Source organism: Bradyrhizobium erythrophlei (assembly GCF_900142985.1).
GTDB classification, from domain to species: domain Bacteria; phylum Pseudomonadota; class Alphaproteobacteria; order Rhizobiales; family Xanthobacteraceae; genus Bradyrhizobium; species Bradyrhizobium erythrophlei_B.
In genome coordinates, this window is the sequence record NZ_LT670849.1 from 657,356 (window position 1) to 676,976 (window position 19,621).

General features: G+C 62.1%; 18 protein-coding genes. 9 read left to right on the top strand and 9 right to left on the bottom strand.

The genetic code is table 11. The features are described from left to right. Positions 1-397: 397 nt before the first annotated feature. Both BUA38_RS02895 and BUA38_RS02900 read left to right on the top strand, forming a co-directional pair. Positions 398-2,140, top strand: a complete 1,743-nt coding sequence (locus tag BUA38_RS02895) for a porin (RefSeq protein WP_072816623.1) — start codon at positions 398-400, stop codon at positions 2,138-2,140. A 71-nt stretch (positions 2,141-2,211) separates the two neighbouring features. Next, positions 2,212-2,961: an outer membrane protein gene (locus BUA38_RS02900; RefSeq protein WP_072825776.1), complete on the top strand. Its 750-nt coding sequence runs from the start codon at positions 2,212-2,214 to the stop codon at positions 2,959-2,961. Between the two features lie 93 nt (positions 2,962-3,054). Here BUA38_RS02900 and BUA38_RS02905 read toward each other — a convergent pair whose 3' ends face one another. After that, positions 3,055-3,354, bottom strand: a complete 300-nt coding sequence (locus tag BUA38_RS02905; protein ID WP_156898364.1) for a hypothetical protein — start codon at positions 3,352-3,354, stop codon at positions 3,055-3,057. Between the two features lie 136 nt (positions 3,355-3,490). Between BUA38_RS02905 and BUA38_RS02910 the strand changes: the two genes are divergently transcribed. The 7 genes from BUA38_RS02910 to BUA38_RS02940 all read left to right on the top strand — a co-directional run bounded on the left by BUA38_RS02910 (position 3,491) and on the right by BUA38_RS02940 (position 11,344). Further along, entirely contained in the window at positions 3,491-4,003 is a 513-nt protein-coding gene (locus BUA38_RS02910) for a hypothetical protein (protein WP_072816625.1), read from the top strand. 527 nt (positions 4,004-4,530) lie between these two features. Next, positions 4,531-5,400, top strand: coding sequence for an alpha/beta fold hydrolase (locus BUA38_RS02915; RefSeq protein ID WP_072816626.1), 870 nt, complete (start codon positions 4,531-4,533; stop codon positions 5,398-5,400). A gap of 98 nt (positions 5,401-5,498) precedes the next feature. Then, complete coding sequence (locus BUA38_RS02920; RefSeq protein ID WP_072816627.1) at positions 5,499-6,248, top strand: molybdate ABC transporter substrate-binding protein; 750 nt, start codon at positions 5,499-5,501, stop codon at positions 6,246-6,248. Between the two features lie 157 nt (positions 6,249-6,405). Continuing rightward, the gene (locus tag BUA38_RS02925; protein WP_072816628.1) at positions 6,406-7,434 is read left to right on the top strand and encodes a TRAP transporter substrate-binding protein; all 1,029 of its coding nucleotides are present in this window, start codon (positions 6,406-6,408) and stop codon (positions 7,432-7,434) included. 2 nt (positions 7,435-7,436) lie between these two features. Further along, positions 7,437-9,308 carry a TRAP transporter large permease subunit gene (locus tag BUA38_RS02930; protein ID WP_156898365.1) on the top strand — a complete coding sequence of 624 codons (1,872 nt, stop codon included), beginning with the start codon at positions 7,437-7,439 and terminating at the stop codon, positions 9,306-9,308. Positions 9,309-9,311: 3 nt separating this feature from the next. After that, positions 9,312-10,289, top strand: coding sequence for an NAD(P)-dependent oxidoreductase (locus BUA38_RS02935; RefSeq protein ID WP_072816629.1), 978 nt, complete (start codon positions 9,312-9,314; stop codon positions 10,287-10,289). Between the two features lie 263 nt (positions 10,290-10,552). Beyond that, the gene (locus tag BUA38_RS02940; protein ID WP_072816630.1) at positions 10,553-11,344 is read left to right on the top strand and encodes a transporter; all 792 of its coding nucleotides are present in this window, start codon (positions 10,553-10,555) and stop codon (positions 11,342-11,344) included. Positions 11,345-11,350: 6 nt separating this feature from the next. Here BUA38_RS02940 and BUA38_RS02945 read toward each other — a convergent pair whose 3' ends face one another. The 8 genes from BUA38_RS02945 to BUA38_RS02980 all read right to left on the bottom strand — a co-directional run bounded on the left by BUA38_RS02945 (position 11,351) and on the right by BUA38_RS02980 (position 19,557). Beyond that, positions 11,351-11,806, bottom strand: a complete 456-nt coding sequence (locus BUA38_RS02945) for a MarR family winged helix-turn-helix transcriptional regulator (RefSeq protein ID WP_072816631.1) — start codon at positions 11,804-11,806, stop codon at positions 11,351-11,353. 15 nt (positions 11,807-11,821) lie between these two features. Continuing rightward, on the bottom strand, positions 11,822-12,526 hold the full coding sequence (locus tag BUA38_RS02950) for an ABC transporter ATP-binding protein (protein ID WP_072816632.1): 705 nt from the start codon (positions 12,524-12,526) through the stop codon (positions 11,822-11,824). After that, positions 12,523-13,314, bottom strand: a complete 792-nt coding sequence (locus tag BUA38_RS02955) for an ABC transporter ATP-binding protein (protein WP_072816633.1) — start codon at positions 13,312-13,314, stop codon at positions 12,523-12,525. Before BUA38_RS02955 ends, BUA38_RS02950 begins: the two co-directional genes overlap by 4 nt. After that, positions 13,311-15,194: an ABC transporter permease gene (locus BUA38_RS02960; RefSeq protein ID WP_072816634.1), complete on the bottom strand. Its 1,884-nt coding sequence runs from the start codon at positions 15,192-15,194 to the stop codon at positions 13,311-13,313. The genes BUA38_RS02955 and BUA38_RS02960 overlap by 4 nt, the downstream gene beginning before the upstream one ends. Positions 15,195-15,340: 146 nt before the next feature. Next, on the bottom strand, positions 15,341-16,549 hold the full coding sequence (locus BUA38_RS02965) for an ABC transporter substrate-binding protein (RefSeq protein ID WP_072816635.1): 1,209 nt from the start codon (positions 16,547-16,549) through the stop codon (positions 15,341-15,343). A 30-nt stretch (positions 16,550-16,579) separates the two neighbouring features. Continuing rightward, entirely contained in the window at positions 16,580-17,164 is a 585-nt protein-coding gene (locus BUA38_RS02970) for an amino acid synthesis family protein (protein ID WP_072816636.1), read from the bottom strand. Positions 17,165-17,209: 45 nt separating this feature from the next. Continuing rightward, positions 17,210-18,112 (bottom strand): UPF0280 family protein, encoded by a 903-nt coding sequence (locus BUA38_RS02975; protein WP_072816637.1) that lies wholly within the window; start codon positions 18,110-18,112, stop codon positions 17,210-17,212. Next, complete coding sequence (locus tag BUA38_RS02980) at positions 18,112-19,557, bottom strand: 6-hydroxynicotinate reductase (protein ID WP_072816638.1); 1,446 nt, start codon at positions 19,555-19,557, stop codon at positions 18,112-18,114. The genes BUA38_RS02975 and BUA38_RS02980 overlap by 1 nt, the downstream gene beginning before the upstream one ends. Positions 19,558-19,621: the final 64 nt, after the last annotated feature.

Here is a 19,621-nt window from a genome sequence, read left to right on the forward strand (position 1 = left end):
ACGAGCTGCAAGGGCTCAATTGGCGTCGGGTGAAAGCGCCTGTCGAATGCTGCCAGACAGCTCCGAATCTCGCCGCCATTACTCACGTCATGATTCCCGACCTCACCCAGTTGATTACCGCTTGTTCCCGTCATTGGTATACATTATTCCTAAGTGTTGCAGGAACAGCACAATATTTCCGCACTGCGACAAGCTGACACAATTGTTCACATCTGCTTGAAGATAATTACGTTTCTTTCGCCGCCCGATGCAGTTTATTTCGCAAGTGCGTAAGCCTTGCCCAGCCCGCGCCGCGTTGACGGTATCAAGCGACCGAGCGACGCTCCTTAACTATTTTTGATGAGGGGGCGAGACGATGGGACGACGCGTTTTAGGCGCAACTTTAGTCGCAGCAGGCTTGGCATTTCATGCCGCGCCTGCATTCGCCGACAAGCTGGACGAAGTGCTGTCCCGGCTTGAGGCTCTTGAAAAGAGAGATTCGAAACTTGCGGCGGAAAACGCGGCGCTGAAGGCTCGGCTCAACAAGGTCGAGACCGGCAAGAGCGCCGCGCCAGCCGTTTCGCCCGCCGTCGGCGCGGTGATCGCAACGCGCACACCTACCCCGCCGCCAGCCCTCGAAGCGCCGGAGATTGACAAGAACGGCCACGGCTTCCTCGAGCACAAGAAGGGTAATCCGCTTACCTTCTATACGCCGGGCGGCGAGATCACCGGTTACGGCAACATCGACATCTCGTTCGACGACACCACCAAGAGCCTCACCAACATGAACCTCAACGGCGCGTCGTCGCCCGTCGGCAATTTCAGCTGGTTGCCGGCAATCTCGACCAACACTTCCTATCTCGGCGTGCGTGGTTTTCAGCGCATCGAAAACTTCCCGCTCAACTTCGTCTATCAGCTTGAACTTGGATTTGACCTCTCCGCCACGCCCGGGCTGAAGCAGACCAACAGCCAGATCAGCGACAACGTCAACGGCGCCTTGTTCAACCGCAACACCTATATCGGCTTCGCGTCGCCCGAATTCGGTGCGCTCAAGATCGGCAAGACCACCGCGCCGTACGAGAACTCCACCGGCGGCTTCAACCCGTTTGCGGGCCAGATCGGCGACATGCGCGTCATCATGGGCAACACCGGCGGCGACAACCGCGTCGAGTTTGCAACCCGGCTCGAGCACTCGATCTGGTACGAATCGCCGACCATCGGCGGCTTCCAGTTCAACGCGCTGTTCTCGCCCGGCCAGAACCGCAGCACGATCAGCGATAACATTGCTGCGGGCTCGACCGATTGTACGGGCGGCAACGATCCGACCAGCGGCGGACTGTTCCCGAACGGGTGTAACGACGGTGCATTCTCCAACGCGGTCAGCACCAATCTGAGCTACACCAACGGTCCGTTCTACGCGACGGTCGCTTACGAGCGTCACTTCAAGGTCAACCGGCAGAGCGACGTTTCGGGCATCTATGGCGTTCCCGGTAGTTCCATTCCGTCCGTTACGACCGCCCAGCTCACCAGTTGTCCCCCAGGCTCGACAACGTGTGTGGGTTTCGCCAACGCCACGCAGCTCGCCGCCTTCAACGCCGACGTCGCGGACGAAGACGCCTTCAAGGTTGCGGCGCTCTACACCTTCACGACCAAGACCACGGTCGGCGGCATCTTTGAAATGATGCACCGTTATGTGAACCCGCTGATCTCATTCCAGAACGAGCGTCAACGTAACGGCACCTGGGCCTTCCTGACCCAGGAGCTGACGCCGGTCGACAGCGTCAGCTTCGGCTGGGCCCATGCGTTCAAGGCGGTCGGCGATCCCGGACAACATAATAGCGTCGCCTCGGCTACCGTCGTTGTGCCCGGTCTGTTTGATTCCAACGGCAACCCCGTCGCCGCAGCCAGTAACGACAATTCGGCGGACATGATCACTGCGAACTACAAGCACAAGTTCGGCAGCAACCTGACCTGGTACACCGCAGTCGCGGCTACCATCAACGGACCGAACGCGCACTACGACCTCGGTGCCGGCGGCCGCGGCGTCACCACCGACTGCCACGATGCCTTCGGTGCGTCGGGTGGCCTGGTCTCTCAGCCGCATTGCTTCGTAGGACCCGTTCTGGCCGGCGTCTCCACCGGCATCCAGTGGAGGTTCTAATGTCTCATCAGCTCCACAAGACAAATCTGAAAAATCGACAGACCTCGGCTGCTAACTCCTGCGAGATCAAAATGAAGAACATCATCCTTGGCGCAGTCAGCGCTTTGCTCCTGGGAACGACGACAGGCTTGGCTGCCGATCTTCCCGTGAAAGCTCCGCCTCCCGTCGTCATCTACGACTGGACCGGCTTCTACATCGGTGTCTCGGGCGGCGGTTCGCTCGGCGGCAGCAATCACGTCGATCCCGCCGGCCAAAATCTGACGGCGGATGGATTTAACCTGAAGGGCGGCCTGGTCGGCGGCACGATCGGTTACAACTGGCAGGTGTCTAGCTTTGTGCTGGGCTTCGAAGGCGATCTGTCGTGGGTTGGCGAATATGGCAATCACGACGATAATAACAATATTACCAATAATGGATCGTCGCTCTTCGCGGATCAGACTTTCAAGAGCTTCACCAAGGAGAACTGGTTGGGCACGGCGCGGGTGCGCGCCGGATATGCCGTCAACAACCTGCTGTTCTACGGCACTGGCGGCTGGGCCGGTGCAGGCGTCGATGCCGGCATAAAAAACCTCGCCAGTAACGCAACCGTCTTTTCGTCATCGTCGACCCGCAACGGCTGGGTGGCGGGTGCCGGCCTCGAATGGGGATTTGCGCCGAACTGGTCGACCAAGTTTGAGCTGCTGTATACGAAGTTCGACGATAAGGGCTTCGTGACGGCGCTCGGGGATGGCACCCGCAGCGCAGTCACTTTGGATGACTACATCTTCCGCGTCGGCATCAACTATCGCTTCGGTGGCGGTCCGGTGGTCGCGAAATATTGATCTTCCATAGCTTGAATCAAAAAGCTCCGGTCTTTCGACCGGAGCTTTTTTGCGAAACCCGTCTAGGCCGCGCGGTCTTTGCCTGCGTGCTTCTTACCGTAGGGTATTGTAGGGATGAGGGTTGGAAATGGTGTTGTCGGGATAACGGCCATCGCCATAGAGGCCGCCCCAGCCCGACGGATAGTTGCTGTAGCCCTGGCTATAGCCCCATCGCAGCGCGTTTTCGACGGGCAGATTTGGATCGCCGTAGGCGATCGCCGAATTGGGTGCGGCGGGCAGGTGTCTCTTTGATTGATGCCCGTTGGTGGTCTGCACGTCGTTTGCATCTGCCGGCGCCGCGATCACCAGTGTAAACGAAAGAACGGCAGCCCCGGTGAGACCGAGCTTAAACATCATGTTCTCCTGGTTAGCGGATCCGCATGTTTGGCCAGCCTTCTTTCGCAAGTCCTGGCCACATCCGGAGCTGTCGAAAAACGAAGGAGCGCAGCTTGCCATTAGCATATACAATTCCCTTGCTTCCTAAAAGAGTATGTTGGAAGCAGCGGGCAAAGGCGCCGCTGCTTCCACGAAACTCATGATCGGCCTCGGTGCAAGAATGATGCGAACCTTACGAGCCGTGTGCGTCACTTTGGTGCTGTGCATCACTTTGGGTGGCTGCTGGACATCCGGCCAAACCGCCACGTCTGCCCGATCGGAGCAATTTGTCGGCCAAAACGTCGACGCCGTCGTTTCCCGATTTGGACAACCCACCGGCCGCAAAAAAATGGACAACGATCAGATGCTCTATATCTGGGAGCTTCCGTCGCTCGATTGGTCCGGCAACAAGAAGACCTACTCCGGTCCAGGGGGTCTCTACGGAGATGGGCAGACACCGGGCTACATGTCCGACGATCCTCGAATGTGTAAACTCTCGGTCACGACGTCGCCCGAGGGGATTGTCACGCAAGTCAACGCCGAGGACACAAACGGCACCGGAGCGCCGGCGGTGACGCTGGGTTTCAACGGCAGCGTATGCGCGCAGCGACTGTCCGCTACGCGCTAACTAGCGGTCCCAATACGGCGGCCCCATATTTTGATCGATCGTTCCCGGGTATTCGCCATCACCGTACGGGCCACCCCAGCCTGAGTGATACCTTGGCCGGGCAATGCCAAGGTCAAAATGATCGATATCCTGGGCCGGCAGTCTGTGCATGACGACTGGACCACGCAACGAGCGATACCCGTATTGCACATTATCTCTCGCTGTCATCGCAGGAGACGCGAGCACGGGAGTCGCAAATGCTAGCAAACAAGCGGTTATTGCAATGCCTTTGACCCATCTCATCGTTCTCTCCATCAGCTAACTCCAGGCGACCAAACACCTTGGGAGTGACATCTCTACTTGCGAAACAACGCTCCAACTTCACAAACGGGCGCAATCGTCTTTCTAAATTCCCCTTAAGTTTTCGGGTGGAAGCGGCAAAACATGCGACTATCGTCGAAGCCTCCGCGCCCAACAGCCAACATGCCTAAGCCCGATCAGGGGCGTGCTAGGCTTGCCGTTCGAAGGTTCGAATTGCGGGAACGAATATGGTCAAGCGGCGCGAATTTCTTGTCGGTGTTTTCACGGTGGCACTCGCAGGCCAGATCGCCACGGCGGCAACCGCCGCGGATAATTCTGCTTCAGGCATATATGCCGAAATCCCCGGCGTAAAATTGTGGTTCACCGATAGCGGCGGCATGGGCACGCCCATCGTGCTGCTGCATGCCAATACCGGCACCAGCGCCGTCTGGACCGATCAAGTCACGAGCTTTTCGCAGGCCGGATATCGCGTCATCGCTTTCGATCGCCGCGGCTGGGGCAAGAGCATTGCAAACCCGGCCACGGGACCGCAGCCCGGAAGCATTGCGGGCGACCTCGATGCGCTGGCGGATTATCTCAAACTCGACAAATTCCATCTGCTCGGCGTCGCCGGTGGCGGCTTTGCCGCGCTCGACTACGCCGCCTGGCATCCGGAAAAACTGCGAAGCCTCGTGATCGGCGCCAGCACCGGGAGCATCCGCGACAGGGAGATCGCCGATTTCTCGTCGCGCATTGAAATTCAGGAATTGCGAAAATTACCCGCGGTCTACCGCGAAGTCGGCGCCTCCTACCGCGGCGCCAATCCGGACGGCACCAAACGCTGGATCGAGATCGACGAACATTCCCGGCAAAAAGATGCGCCAAGCCAGCCGCTGCGCACGCCGAACACATTTGCGAAGATCGAAACCATCCCGACCGCTACCCTCATTGTTGCCGCGGATGCCGATCTGCTTGCGCCTCCCGCGCTGATGCGCATCTGGGCTGGCCATGTCAAAAATCACGAATGGGCAAACGTGCCCGATTCCGGTCACGCGATTGCGTGGGAGCATCCGGACGTGTTCAACGAGAAGGTCCTCGAATTCGTCAAGCGGCATTGACGGCAGAGAAACCTGCCCCTAGTGGCATGGCGGGCCCGCGCCGTTTCGGCTAGGCTGGCGCCAACCTCAAAACAAAAACGGCGTCTTCGGAGGAAATCATGAAAGCCCAAGGTGCGATCGCTGCAATCGTCGGACTGGCGCTGCCGCTGCTGACCACGCAAGTACAGGCCGCCGAGCTCAAGGTTCTGGCCTCGACCGCCGTGAAGACGACGGTCGAAGAACTCGCCCCGCAATTCGAGAAAGCCACGGGCAACAAGATCGATGTGACCTTTTCGCCGGCTTCCGTCCTGAAAGAGAAGATCGACCAGGGCACCGCCTTCGACGTTACCATTCTGACGACGCCGATCATCGATGGCCTTGCGGCTGGCGGCAAGATCGACACCACGCGCATCGCGATTGCGCATTCGGGAATCGGTGTTGCGATCAAGAAAGGCGCCGCAAAGCCCGATATCAGCAGCAGCGAGGCATTCAAACAGGCGCTGCTGAAGGCGAACTCGGTCGGCTATACCGCAGGCGGCGCGACGGGCGTCTATCTCAAAACCCTGTTCGAGAAGCTTGGCATTGCGGAAGCGCTCAAGCCCAAGCTCAAGCTGTTGCAGGGCGGCGTCGGCGAAGCGGTCACGTCGGGCGAAATCGAGATCGGCATGACCCAGATCAGCGAAATCCTGCCCCACCCCGGCGCGGAACTGGCCGGACCGCTGCCGTCGGATATCCAGTCCTACACCTCCTTCTCGGCCGCCGTGTCGACATCCAGCAGGGAAGCCGATGCTGCGAAAGCATTCGTCAAATTTCTTGCCGGACCGTCCGCGCTGGCGGTGATCAAGGCGAAGGGCATGGAGCCCGGTTGATCGCCCGGCCCACAGGCCGAAATACCTTAGCGGATTGCAAGGCATTTTGGCCTGAAGGTATTGCTGGCACTTGTGCTGGCCGAACCGATAAAGCTACCCTTCAGCACATAAGCGCGGGCGAACGCCAACGACCCGCGCATTCTGGGGAGAACGCGCCATGTCGTTTTCGGTCAATCGCCGTCACCTGCTTCGTTCGTCGGCCGCGCTCGCGGCAACCGGTCTCGCCGCACCGGTGCTGATCGGTCGCGCCGAAGCCGCGGTGCTGAAGCTGAAACTATCCTCCTCGCAGGCCAACGATCCGAAGTTTGCCAATGGCCGCGTCTACTACGACAACCTCGTCAAGCAGATCGCGGCCTCGAACCTCGCCGGACAGATCGAGGTGGCGTTCTTTCCCGACAATCAGCTCGGCCAGGAGATCGACGTCATCAACTCGGTCAAGCTGGGCGTGATCGACATGATGGTCTCAGGCTCATCGATTGCCGCCAATCTGGTGCCTGTCGTCGGCACCTATGATCTCGGCTATTTATTCTCGTCATTTCCGCAACAGACCAAGGCGTTCGATGCCGGCGCGGCCGCGCCGATCGAGCAGGCGCTGCTCAAGGGCTCCAATATCCGCATCATCGCCTGGGCCTATAATTTCGGCTCGCGCTCGGTACTGGCGCGCAAGGCGGTCAACAACCCCGATGACCTCGCTGGCCTCAAGATCCGCACCCTGCCCAATCCCGTGATCACCGAATGCCTGCGCCTGATGGGAGCCGCCGCCACGCCGATGGCATTCGGCGAGATCTATGCGGCATTGCAGGCCGGTGTGCTCGACGGGCTGGAGCACGATCCGCCGACCATTGTCGCCTCGAAATTCTTCGAAACCGCGAAATTCTATTCGCTGACCCAGCACAACTTCTCGCCGCTTGCGATCTACTGCTCTGAAAACACGTTGAACCGCATGCCGACAGCGACCCGCGAGGCCTTCACCGACATCACGAGAAAGGCCGCCGCCGATACCCGCGCACATGGTCTGGCGGTCGAAAAAGAAGCGTTGGTGCAGCTGAAGGACAAGGGCGTCACCGTGATCGATTGCGACCGCGAGGCCTTCCGCAAGCGCGTGCTTCCGCAGAGCGACGCCTTCGTCAAGGCGCGCCCCGAGGCCAAGCCCGTGGTCGATCTGATCCGCGCCACCTCGGTCTGACGATGTCAGAAGCCGCAATCGCCTCGTCTGGCGTGGACAGCGGCGCCCGTCGGCGCGCAACGGCCGCGCTGCTCTGGGCCACGGATACGGTTGCGGCAAGCCTTCTGGCCGCCGACCTCGCCGTCGTCATCTATTCGGTGCTGGCGCGTTCGTTGTTTACCGCGCCTGTCGAATGGGCCGACGACGTCGCGCGCGGCCTGATGGTGGCCTCCGCCTTTTTCGGTGCGGCTTCGGCACTCGCGCGTGGCGAAAATCCCGGCGTGGTGTTCTTCCATTCGTTGCTGCCGGAAGCCTGGCAGGACGCCGTCGATGACGTCGGGGCCGCGCTGGTGCTGGTCGTGGCGGCTTACGTGGCCTTTCACGCCATCGAACTCGGCTGGATCACCTCGGGACAAACGACCGGCGCCGGCCTGCCCCTGCAACTGACGTTCTATCCGATGGGTCTCGGTGCGGCATGCATGACGGCGTTTGCCGCCGAGATCCTGTTGGAGCGAAACTGGCAACGTATCCTGCGCGCAGTCATCATCCTCGCCGCGATATCCGGCGTCTTTTTGTTAGGTGACACTTTCGTTCCCGACGCCATGCCTTCCTCCGGCATGCTGATGCTTCTCGGATTCGTAATCACGCTCGCCGGCGGCCTTCCGATCGGCTTTGCGTTAGCGCTGGCGGCGCTGATCTTCGTCTGGGCCGAGGGCAGCCTGCCCGGCGTGATCTTTGCCCAGCAAATGGCGCGCGGGATCGACAACTTCGTGTTGCTGGCGATTCCATTCTTCATTCTGGTTGGCTACCTGATGGAAGCCAACGGCATGTCGGTGCGGCTGATCGAACTGTTACAGCATCTGGTTGGGCGGATGCGCGGTGGGCTGAATGTCGTGATGGTCAGCGCCATGGTGCTGTTCTCCGGTATTTCCGGCTCCAAGATGGCGGACGTCGCAGCGGTCGGCGCGGTTCTGATCCCGGCCTCGCGCAAGTCCGGACAAAACCCGGGCTCGTCGGTGGCGCTGCTCGCCGCCTCCGCCGTCATGGCCGAGACCATTCCGCCCTGCATCAACCTCATCATCCTCGGCTTCGTCGCCAATCTCTCGATCGGCGGGTTGTTTGCCGCAGGGCTACTTCCTGCCGCGCTGATGGCGGCGGCGCTGATCGCGGTGTCGATTTTCTTCGGCAAGCCTTCGAGCGCCGTGCCGCCGGTACTGGTAGAGCGCGCGGCGATGGGGCGGATGTGGTTGGGGGCCGGCGTCTCGCTCGGTCTGATCGCGATGATCTTTATCGGCTTCAAATCGGGGTTTGCCACCGCCACCGAGATTTCGGCCTTCGCCTCGCTCTATGCGATTGTGGTGGGATCGCTGATGTTCCGCGAATTGACGCCCGCCGCCGCATGGCGAAGCTTCGTCCACGCCGCCGCGCGTTCGGGCCTCGTACTGTTCATCGTCGCGGCCGCGCAATCGCTCGCGTTCGTGCTGACCTTGCAACAGGTGCCGCACGCGATGGGAGAGTTCATGGTGGGACTGTCGCAGCAAAGCGGCACCTGGCTCTTCATGCTGCTCTCGATTCTGATCCTGATCGTGATGGGCTCGGTACTGGAGGGCGCTGCCGCCCTGATCATCTTCGGGCCGCTGCTGGTGCCTGTCGCCAGCAAGCTCGGCATTGCGCCATTGCACTATGGCGTGGTGCTGGTGATCGCCATGGGCATCGGCCTGTTCGCGCCGCCGCTGGGCCTTGGACTTTATGGCGCCTGCCTGATCGGCAAGGTGCCGGTCGAACAGACCGTGCGGCCGATGCTCGGCTATCTCGGACTATTGTTCGTCTGCCTCTTGATCATCGCCTTCGTGCCTGCCATCAGCACGTTGCTGCCAAAGCTTATGGGCTATTAAAGAATGAAGATTCTCCTGACCCACACGCCCCACATGCGCGACAATTACTATGGCCCCCGCGCGCTCGTCGGCCTCTCCGCGCTCGGCGACGTGGTGCTGCATCAGGGCGGCGACACCATGGAAGGGCAAGCGCTGATTGCCGCCGCAAAGGGATGCGACCTCATCGTCGCCGATCGCGCCACCGCGCTGCCGGCCGCGATCTTCGACGCCCTTCCCGCGCTGAAGGCCGCGTTACGCTGCGCGGTCGACATCCGCAATATAGACGTCGCTGCCGCGTCCTCGCACGGCATCCTCGTCACCCGCGCCAAACCCGGCTTCGTCGAATCCGTGACCGAACTGGTGTTCGGCTTCCTGGTCGATCTCAATCGCGGCGTCTCGCGCGCTGCCGCTGCCTTTCAGGCCGGTAAAGTGCCGACCGCAGAGATGGGGCGGCAGCTTTCGGGCACCACGATCGGCATCATCGGTTACGGCGCGATCGGCCGCGCGGTGGCGCCGATTGCGGCCGCGATGGGCATGCGGGTTCTGATTTCCGATCCTCACGTGACGATCAAGGAACCAGCCTTCCAGCAGGTCGATCTTGCGACGCTGCTCGCTCAATCCGATCACGTGGTCTGCCTTGCGGTCGCGAATGAAGCCACGGAGAACCTGATCAACGCTGCGGCCTTCGCCCAAATGCGCAAGGATGCGGTGTTCATCAATGTCTCGCGCGGCAATCTGGTCGACGAGGCGGCGCTGACTGCGGCGATCACGCAAGGAAAAATCGCAGGTGCGGCGATCGACGTCGGCCGCGCGCCAGACCAGATGCCGACGCCCGCCATCGCGGCGTTGCCCAATGTGATCGCCACGCCGCATATCGGCGGTCTCACACCACCCGCCATCGAGGCACAGGCGCTGAACACGGTGGAACAGGTACGTGCGCTGGTATCCGGGGCCGTGCCTGAGGGCGCCGCGAATGCCGAAAACTGGACTCGCCGGATCTGAAGCGCGGCCGAACTTGGTGGGCGTTTGTTGAAGCGCCGCCGCGCGCCATTGTCACCGTCCTCTCACCACTGCCTCGCCATCAAAACAGCCAGCCAACGCCATTCTGGAACGGGCTGCGCCTGCTCACGGCATGTTTCTGACATCGGTACGCTCGGCCCGGAATAAACCGATCGACGTTGGGGTCTATCCACGGGTTAGCGCGCGGATTCGGGCGGCCGAAGCTGCGCGCGTCTGTGTACGAGTTCCCCAGCGTGGTGACGTGATTGGCGATCAATTTCGACCTTCGCAGGTGGTTTCTGGCCGCCTCGGTGATGCTGATTTTTACGGATGCGCACGCCGACAGTTGCCCGCAGGCGTCGGAGGAGATCGCGACCGATCGGCCGGATGTGACCAATTCCAGCATCGTCGTTCCCTTCGGCAGCCTGCAAAACGAGAACGGTATCAATGTCAGCGGCCGCGACGGCGGCCAACGCGTCGATGGCGCCAACAGCCGGTGGCGACTGGGCATAGCGCCCTGCCTGGAAGTGCTGGTCGATCTGCCGACTTATTTGGCCAACGTGCACGGCACGGGCGTGTCCGGCTTTACCGACGTATCGCCGGCGATCAAATGGCAGATCAGCCCGGTGCCGGGAAAAATTGATCTATCGATCGTTACCGGCGTGGCGCTACCGACCGGTGCGGTCGCGATCGCCGGACGCGGCGCGCAGCCTTATCTGCAAATGCCGTGGTCGGCGGAGCTCCATGACGGCTGGGGCATCAGCGGCATGCTCACCGAATTCTTTCGTCCCGACGATTTCACCGCGAGGAGCATCACGGAGACGACCTTCGTCGTGGAAAAAAAGCTGACGCCACGCTTCAGCCTGTTCACCGAATATGTCGGCGACTATCCGCAAGGCGGAAGCCCGAGCCAGCTCTGGAATTCCGGTGGCGTCTACCACCTGACCAAGACCCAGCAGGTCGATTTTCATGTCGCGGTCGGGCTGAACCACAACGCGCCGAGCTACATTGTCGGCCTTGGTTATTCATTCCGCGTCGACGGGCTGTTCCGCCAATAACTGCGATCACCGCAGCCTTTCGAGCAGCGCCACGAACAGCTCGCGCTCGCGCGGGTCGAGCGGCGCAAGGGTTTCCTTCGAAATCGCCAGCGCATTGGCCGCGACCTTCTCCGTCAGTTGCAGGCCCGCGCGCGTCAGGCTGACGCGCAGACGACGTCCGTCTTCGGGATCGGCCGAGGTCTCGGTGAGGCCGCGCGCGGTGAGACGATCGATCACGCCCTTGATGGTCGCGACGTCCATCGCGGTCAGCCGCCCCAACTGGTTCTGCGAGCAAGGTCCGGTTTCGGCGAGTTTCGAGAGCGCGGCCCATTGAGTCGACGTCAGATCGGCACCTATGTCGCGGGCGAAGATCGTGGCGTGGCGTTGCGAGACCTGGCGCAGGATGAAGCCGATCTGCTCGTCGAGCACGTAGGAAAATCGCGGCGGCTTCACGCTCCGCTTCGGCGAAACAGCCCTGCTCATCTTCGCCCTTGCTCCCTACAGCGCCAGATGCGCGTCGCGAATATCCGGACGCGCATCGAGTTCGGCCATGGTGCCGGAAAAACAAATGCGTCCGCGTTCGATGATGTAAGCGCGATCCGAAATCAGCCGCGCGAAGTGCAGATTCTGCTCGGAGACCAGAAGGCTGACGCCTGCCTTTTTCATCGCCAGGATGGCCTCGACCATCTGCTCCACGATCTTGGGCGAGAGCCCTTCGGAAGGCTCGTCGAGCAATACCAGCGACGGATTGCCCATCAGGGTGCGCGCGATGGTGAGCATCTGCTGTTCGCCGCCGCTCATCCGTCCACCCGGACGGTTGCGCATCTCGGCCAGATTGGGAAAGAGTTCGAACAGCCGCTCGCGCGTCCATTGCGGCGCGCTGGCCCGTGCCGGCTGGCGGCCAACCTCGAGATTTTCCTCTACCGTCAAATCCGTGAAGATGCGCCGCTCTTCCGGCACGTAGCCAAGTCCGCCGCGCACGATCGCGTGCGTGGGCCAGCTCTCGATAGCGTGGCCCTCGAACTGAATGCGCCCGGTACGTTGAGCAACAAGCCCGACGATCGAGCGAAAGGTGGTGGATTTCCCGGCGCCGTTACGCCCCAGCAGCGCCACCGCTTCCCCCTCGCCTACATCGAGCGCGACATCGAACAGGATATGCGCCGGCCCGTAGTGGCTGTTGAGATCCTGGACGGAGAGCTTCACAGCGCGGCCCCCTCGCGGTGGCGGGCATCATAAACGAGGCCTTCGCCGAGATAGATCGCGCGTACTTGCGCGTTGCTGCGTACTTCTTGCGGCGAACCTTCCGCGATCAGGTTGCCGCGATTTAGCACGAGGATACGGTCGGCGTGCTCGAACACGACGTCCATGTCATGTTCGGTGAAGAGAACGCCGATCGATTTTTCATTGGCGATCTGCGCCGTGAGCCGCATCAACTCGATCCGCTCGCGCGGCGCCATGCCGGCGGTCGGCTCATCCATCAGGAGCAGCCTGGGCTGGTTGGCGAGCGCGATCGCAAGCTCCAGCCGCTTGAGATCGCCATAGGCGAGCTCACCGCAGGGCCGCATCGAAAAGCCGCCCATGCCGACGAGGTCAAGCAGGTGATCGGCCTCCTCTCGCGCATATCGCGGCATCGAAGCGGTGAGATTGAACAGCTTGTGGCCGTGCGACGAGAGCGCCACCTGGACGTTCTCGCGCACGGTCATGGTCGGGAATGTCGCGGTGATCTGGAAGGTGCGGCCGACGCCGAGCCGCCAGACCTCCCGGGGCTTCAACCCGGTCGTGTCCCTGCCCAGCACATGCACCTTGCCCGCATCGGGCGCGGTCTGGCCGTTGAGCATGTTGAAGCAGGTCGACTTGCCTGCGCCGTTGGGGCCGATCAACGCCAGGATTTCGCCCGTCGCCAGCGAAAACGAGACGCCGCGCACGGCGTGCACGCCGCCATAGGATTTACTCAATCCCTCGACCGACAATAATGGCGGGTTGGCGCTCATTCGGCGGTCTCGATGGGTGAGGCGATCGCGGTGGGTTTGGCCGGCGATAGCCGTCGCGGCCAGATCGCCTCAAACGTGCCAACGATCCCCTTGGGGAAGGCTATGACGATCACGACGATGAAGGCGCCGAGCACGAGCTTGGACCAGTCGGTCTGGCTGACGAGCCAGATCGAGAGCGTCTTGTAGACGATGGCGCCGATGATCGCGCCGGAAACGGTTTCGACGCCACCGAGCAGCACCATCACCAGCGCATCGACCGATAGCGGGATGCCGAGCACGTCCGGGAATACGCTGCCCTTGAGATAGGCGAACAGCGCGCCGCCGATGCCGGCGACGGTGCCGGCGATGACAAAGGCGCTCCACTGGATACGCTTGCCGTCGATTCCAATCGCCTCACTGCGCAGCGGCGAATCGCGGTTGGCGCGAAGCGCAAAGCCGAATGGCGAGAAGGTCACGATGCGCAACGCGCCGACTGCGAGCGCCGCAACCGCCAGCGACAGCCAATAGAAATGAGAAGGGCTCGAAGCCCAGCGCTCCGGCCAGACGCCGAGAATGCCGTTGTCGCCGCCGGTGACGCCGACCCACTGGAACGCGATCGACCAGACGATCTGCGCAAAGGCCAGCGTCAGCATCGCGAAATAGACGCCGGACAGTTGGACCGAAAAGAAGCCGAACACCGCCGCGCCGAGCAACCCAAACAAGGGGCCGGCGAGCAGCGCGACCAGCATCGGCAGGCCGGCAAGCTTGACGGCAAAGGCAACGCCATAGGCGCCGAGCCCGAAATAAGCTGCATGCCCGAACGAGGCGAGCCCGCCGGCCGACATCAGAAAATGCAGGCTGGCTGCGAAAATCACGAAGATGGCGATCTCGGCGCCTACGGTCAGTGCATAGTTGCCGGCGAAGAACGGCAGCGAGGCGGCGAACAGCAGCGCGATCGCAGCGGCGATACGCTCGTTCGAGGTGAGTGCACGCCAGGGATTGACCGTGAGCCCCGGCGTGCGGCGCGCCGGCGCCTCCGCCTTGCCTAACAGCCCCCAGGGCCGAACGATCAGGACCACCGCCATCACGAGAAATACCAGGATGATCGAGATTTTCGGAAAGATCAGGATGCCGAACGCGTTCAGTTCCGAGACCAGTACCGCCGCGACAAACGCGCCGACGACGCTGCCGAGGCCGCCGATCACCACGACGACAAAGACGTCGACAATGACGCGCAGGTCCATCGCGTGGTTGACGGCGTCGCGCGGGATTTGCAGGGCGCCGGCAAGCGCGGCGAGAAATACGCCAAGCGCGAACACCGACGTGAAAAGCCATTTCTGATTGACGCCGAGCGCCGCCACCATGTCGCGGTCCTGCGTCGCGGCGCGCACCAGAACGCCCCAGCGGGTGCGCTGGAACACCAGCCACAGCAAGCCGAGCACCACCGGTCCGAGTGCGATCAGAAACAGGTCATAGCTCGGAATCCGCTGGCCGAAGAAATCGATCGCGCCCTTGAGGCCCGGCGCCCGCGGGCCGACCAGATCGTCCGGCCCCCAGCTCAGCACCACGAGGTCTTCGACCATCAGCGTCAGCCCGAAGGTCGCAAGCAGCTGAAACAGCTCAGGCGCGTGGTAGATCCGCCGCAGCAGCAGCATTTCGACGGCGACGCCGATCGCAGCCACGATCAGCGCAGCCAGCAGAATGCTGCTCCAGAACCCAAACGCGCCGGAGAACTGCTCGGTCAGGGTGTACGCCACATAGGCGCCGAGCATGTAGAACGCGCCGTGGGCGAAATTGACGATCCGCGTCACGCCAAAGATGATCGACAGCCCTGAAGCGACCAGGAACAGCGAGGCTGCACTGGCAAGTCCGGTCAGGAACTGAACGATGTAAAAAGCCATGGGTGCTTCAGATTAGCTCTCGGTGCGTGGCCTCATCCTTCGAGACGGCACTTCGTGCCTCCTCAGGATGAGGGGTGAGACCCTCATGGTGAGGAGCGCAGCGGAGCCGCGCGTCTCGAACCATGAGGCCACGAGATCTATCGCGTTCAATCCTTCGGCCGCATCTTTTCGACTTCCGCATCGCTCGGCAGATAATCCGAGCCCTTGCGGTAGATGGAATCGACCATCACGCCCTTGCCGTCCTTCAGCGCGGTCTTTCCGACGAAGGCCCCTAGCGTCGACTGGTGATCGATCTTGCGGAAGGTGATCTCACCGAACGGCGACGACAGCGAGATGCCTTCGGCTGCGGCGATCAGCTTCTCCGGATCGGTCGAGTTGGCCTTGGTAAGGATCGCGGCAGCCGCCTTGATCGTCTCGTAGCCGACGATCGAACCGAGCCGCGGATAGTCGTTATACTTGCTCTGGTAAGCCTTCAGGAACGCGTCATGCTCGGGCGTCTTGATCGAGTACCAGGGATAGCCGGTGACGATCCACCCTTCCGGCGTCTCGTCCTTGAGCGGATCGAGATATTCCGGCTCGCCGGTGAGGAAGCTCACCACGGTGCGATCCTTGAACAGGCCACGCGTATTGCCTTCGCGCACGAGTTTGACGAGGTCGGCGCCGAACTCGACGTTCAGGATGGCTTCGGGATTGGCTGCGGCAACCGCTTGCACCACGGGGCCCGCATCGATCTTGCCCTGCGGCGGCCACTGCTCCTCGACCCATTGAATGTCGGGCCGCTTTTCCGACATCAGCTTCTTGAACACCGACACCGCCGACTGGCCGTATTCATAATTCGGCGCAATCGTGGCCCAGCGCTTGGCCGGCAATTTCGCGGCGGCTTCCACCAGCATTGCGGCCTGCATGTAGTTCGACGGGCGCAGGCGGAACGTATAGCGGTTGCCCTTCGACCAGGTGATGGCGTCGGTCAGAGGTTCGGCGGCTAGGAAAAACACTTTCTTCTGGTTGGCGAAGTCGCTGACGGCAAGCCCGATATTGGACAGGAACGTGCCGGTCAGCATCGCGACGTTCTCGCTCGACACCAGCTCGTTGGCCGCCGTCTGCGCATCCGCCGGCTTGCCGCCGTCGTCCTTGGAAACGACGACAAGTTTCTTGCCGTTGATGCCGCCCGCGGCGTTGATCTCCTCGACCGCGAGCTGCCAGCCCTTGCGGTAGGGTTCGGTGAACGCCGGCAGCAGCGAGTAGCTGTTGATCTCGCCGATCTTGATCTCTCCGCTCTGCGCAAATGCGCCTTGCGTGAGACCTGCATAGGTCAAGGCAAACAGCCCGCCCAATAGAATCTTGCTTCGTTGCATGCCTCTACCCTCCAGCGTTGATCCAATAGGTTATCGCAATCCGTCTTCGCCCTTGATCTCGCCGACCGTGAGGCCGCCGACCCGCGGCAGCGGACGGCCGCCGTCGGTGACCGCGAGCGCCACCATGATCTCGTTGGCGCGCGGGGCGTCGTTGATCTGAACTTCCATGCCGTCGAAATGGCTCCGGACAAAGGCCGCGTCCTTGTGACCGAGCGGAATGTCGAGCGTGGTGCCGGGGCCGCTGCGCTTTTTTGAGGATGGGATCAGTGCAGCACCTTTGCCCAGCGCTTTCCGCACCGGCGTTCCCATCTTGGGATGCAAGATCGCTGCCGCATGCTCCAGTTCGCCGTTTTCGCCGACGGCAGCCGCCTTGCCATAGCTGTGCACCTTGGCGCCGTCGATCCCGAGCGCCGCGACCGCCCTTTTGGCAAGCAATTCGCCGAGTTCTTCGCCGATTGCGATCAGCGGCGACAGATCGTCCACATAGCGTCCAGCGAACGGGTTCTCGATCACCGCTATCGCGGCCGCACGCCGGACCGGCGGACTGACGCCCTTCCCCATTTCCATCAACGTCTCTTCGACAACAGTCACGATTTTGCGGATGATGACGGTCATGGACGGGCACCCTGTTGGGGAACGGCGATGATGGCCGAATGCGGGTTAGGCATGGATCATACTTTCGTTGACTAACGGCCGATGAAGGACATCGGCAGCCGGGCTTGGCAAGCTGATGAGACGGAATTCGCCTTTCAGATGGAGCGCCGCGGCCTCGATCAGGCCCAAATCCAGCAACCGGCGAGCTTTGTCGCAACCGCCTTCCAGCGCCGCGGCGATTTCGGCCTCGTTGAGGAAACCGACCTCCCGGGTCACCAGGCGCGAGCCGAGATCGCTATCCGGCTGCAATTCATCCGCGGGACGCCGAATGATCGCCGGATGATCCGGCAGGTCGACCGCATTGGCGATAATGGTGGCAGCGGCATCGGCCTGCGCCGCGGTGCGCGCCAAGACCGTCACGGCATCGGCGATACCGAGCGAAAAGCTGCGGCCGTGACGGCCGCTGGTCGCGATGCCACGCCCCGGATCGGCCGCGCGCACCACCGCCGTCCGCATCAAGCCGAGCGCATCCGGCCGATCGATCAAGCCGACAGTGAACTGTTCGCCATCGGTGAGATGAAACGCAATGTCGCCGCCGTTATTGACATAGGCGCGGCTCAGCGGCGCGGCGCGCACCATCGCGCCGAGAATTTCCTCCGCGACGCTGCCTGCCACGGCCGCCATCGGCGTGATGAAATGATCGCGGGCGAATGGCGCTACCGCCGCATGCATGCGGCGGGCGACCACGCCCTGTAACGAGCACCGCGCTGGATCGGCTTTGGCTCGCAGCAGCGCCAATTCGCGGCAGAGTTCGTCGAGCAGGCCGGCAAAACGATCGACCGCCGCTTCGTAAGCGGCGCGCAGGTTTTCGCGGCTCCCACTCGCTTCCACGATCAGATCAATCGGACCATCCTGCAAATGCAGCCGCTTGCCGTCCTTGAGCCATCCGACCTGCGGCTGCCGCACCATCATCGCGCTCCCGATTTCGGCGAGGGCGATGCGACCACGCGTGTTTCGCTGCCTTTCAGCGAATCCAGAGGGCGAACGTGATCCATATGGCCGCCGAGCGCGGCATAATCCGACAGCCGCATCGTGAACTCGATCGGCGCGACCAATGCCGGCGTCGGCACGTAGCCGAACGCGCCCGCCGGCAGCCGCGTGACATTGACCATGAACGTGATCCCGCCGCCGGGCCAGACATAGACCGGCGCGCCACCGCTGGTGACGCGCGTCAACGCATCCTTCACCGAACGCGTCAACCGCACCGGGTTGTCGGTGACGCCTGCGCGTAACGAGCCGCCCGCCCCGCCCATGAACAGCACGGTGCACAGCGCCGGTTCGCAATTCTCCTGAATGCGCTCGACCGAGAACTGAAGCTCGGATGGCATCGTCTTCTGAATCGGCTTGAGCGCTTTATCGAGCTCGTAATAGGCGGCATGCTCGCCGGTGGTCGAAACCATCAGCATGGTGGTGCCGGGCTTTGCGACCTTCGGATCGAACGGACCCAAAATCGACAGCGGGTCGGAAATCTGCGTGCCGCCCCAGCCGGTGCCGGGTTCGGCGACCTGGAAATAACGGCCGGGCGTCGAGCGCCGTCCCTTCATCTTGATGCCGGTGTCGGCGATATCGAGCACCTTGCCGGCCTGATGTTCCGAGAGCACGCCCGTGATGTGATCGTCGACCACCACGACCTCGTCGACCTTGCCCTGCCATTGCTTGGCGAACATGCCGATCGTCGCCGAGCCGCACCCCACTCTCATGCGCTCCTCGGTGACGCCATTGATGATCGGCGCTTGGCCCGCCTGCACCACAACCGTCGCGCCGCCATCGATGGTCATCTCGACCGGCTTGCAGTTGCTCAAATCCATCAGCGTGTCGCAGGTGACGCGGCCTTCCTTCTTCGATCCGCCAGTAAGGTGATGGACGCCGCCGAGCGACAGCATCTGCGAGCCATATTCACCGGTAGTGACATGGCCAACCGCCTCGCCTTGCACACGTACGGTCGCGGTCTCGGGCCCGAGGAAGCGGTCGGTGTCGATCTTCACCTTGACGCCGCAATAGCTGAAGATGCCCTCGGTCACGACCGTGACCATGTCGACGCCGTCGATTTCCGAAGACACGATAAACGGCGCGGGCTTGTAATCGGGATAGGTGGTGCCGGCGCCGATCGCGGTGACGAACACATCGTGCTCGTGAACGATCTTGCCGTCCCAATCGCCGCCGGCCTGGAACGGCACCAGCCGTCCGCCATGCGACACCGTCCGCTCAAGAAGAACATGCGGATCGACGCGCACGAGTTCGCCGTCGTGATTGGCATAGCGATCGCAGGCGCCTGCCGCACCCGGCTTGATGTAACACATCACCGGGCAGGCATCGCAGCGGATCTTGTCGGCGGCCACAGAGTCTGTCGACATCAAGCCCTCGAACCGGCAAAAAGCACCTGGAGGGTATTGCCCACCGGGCACTTCATTCGTATAC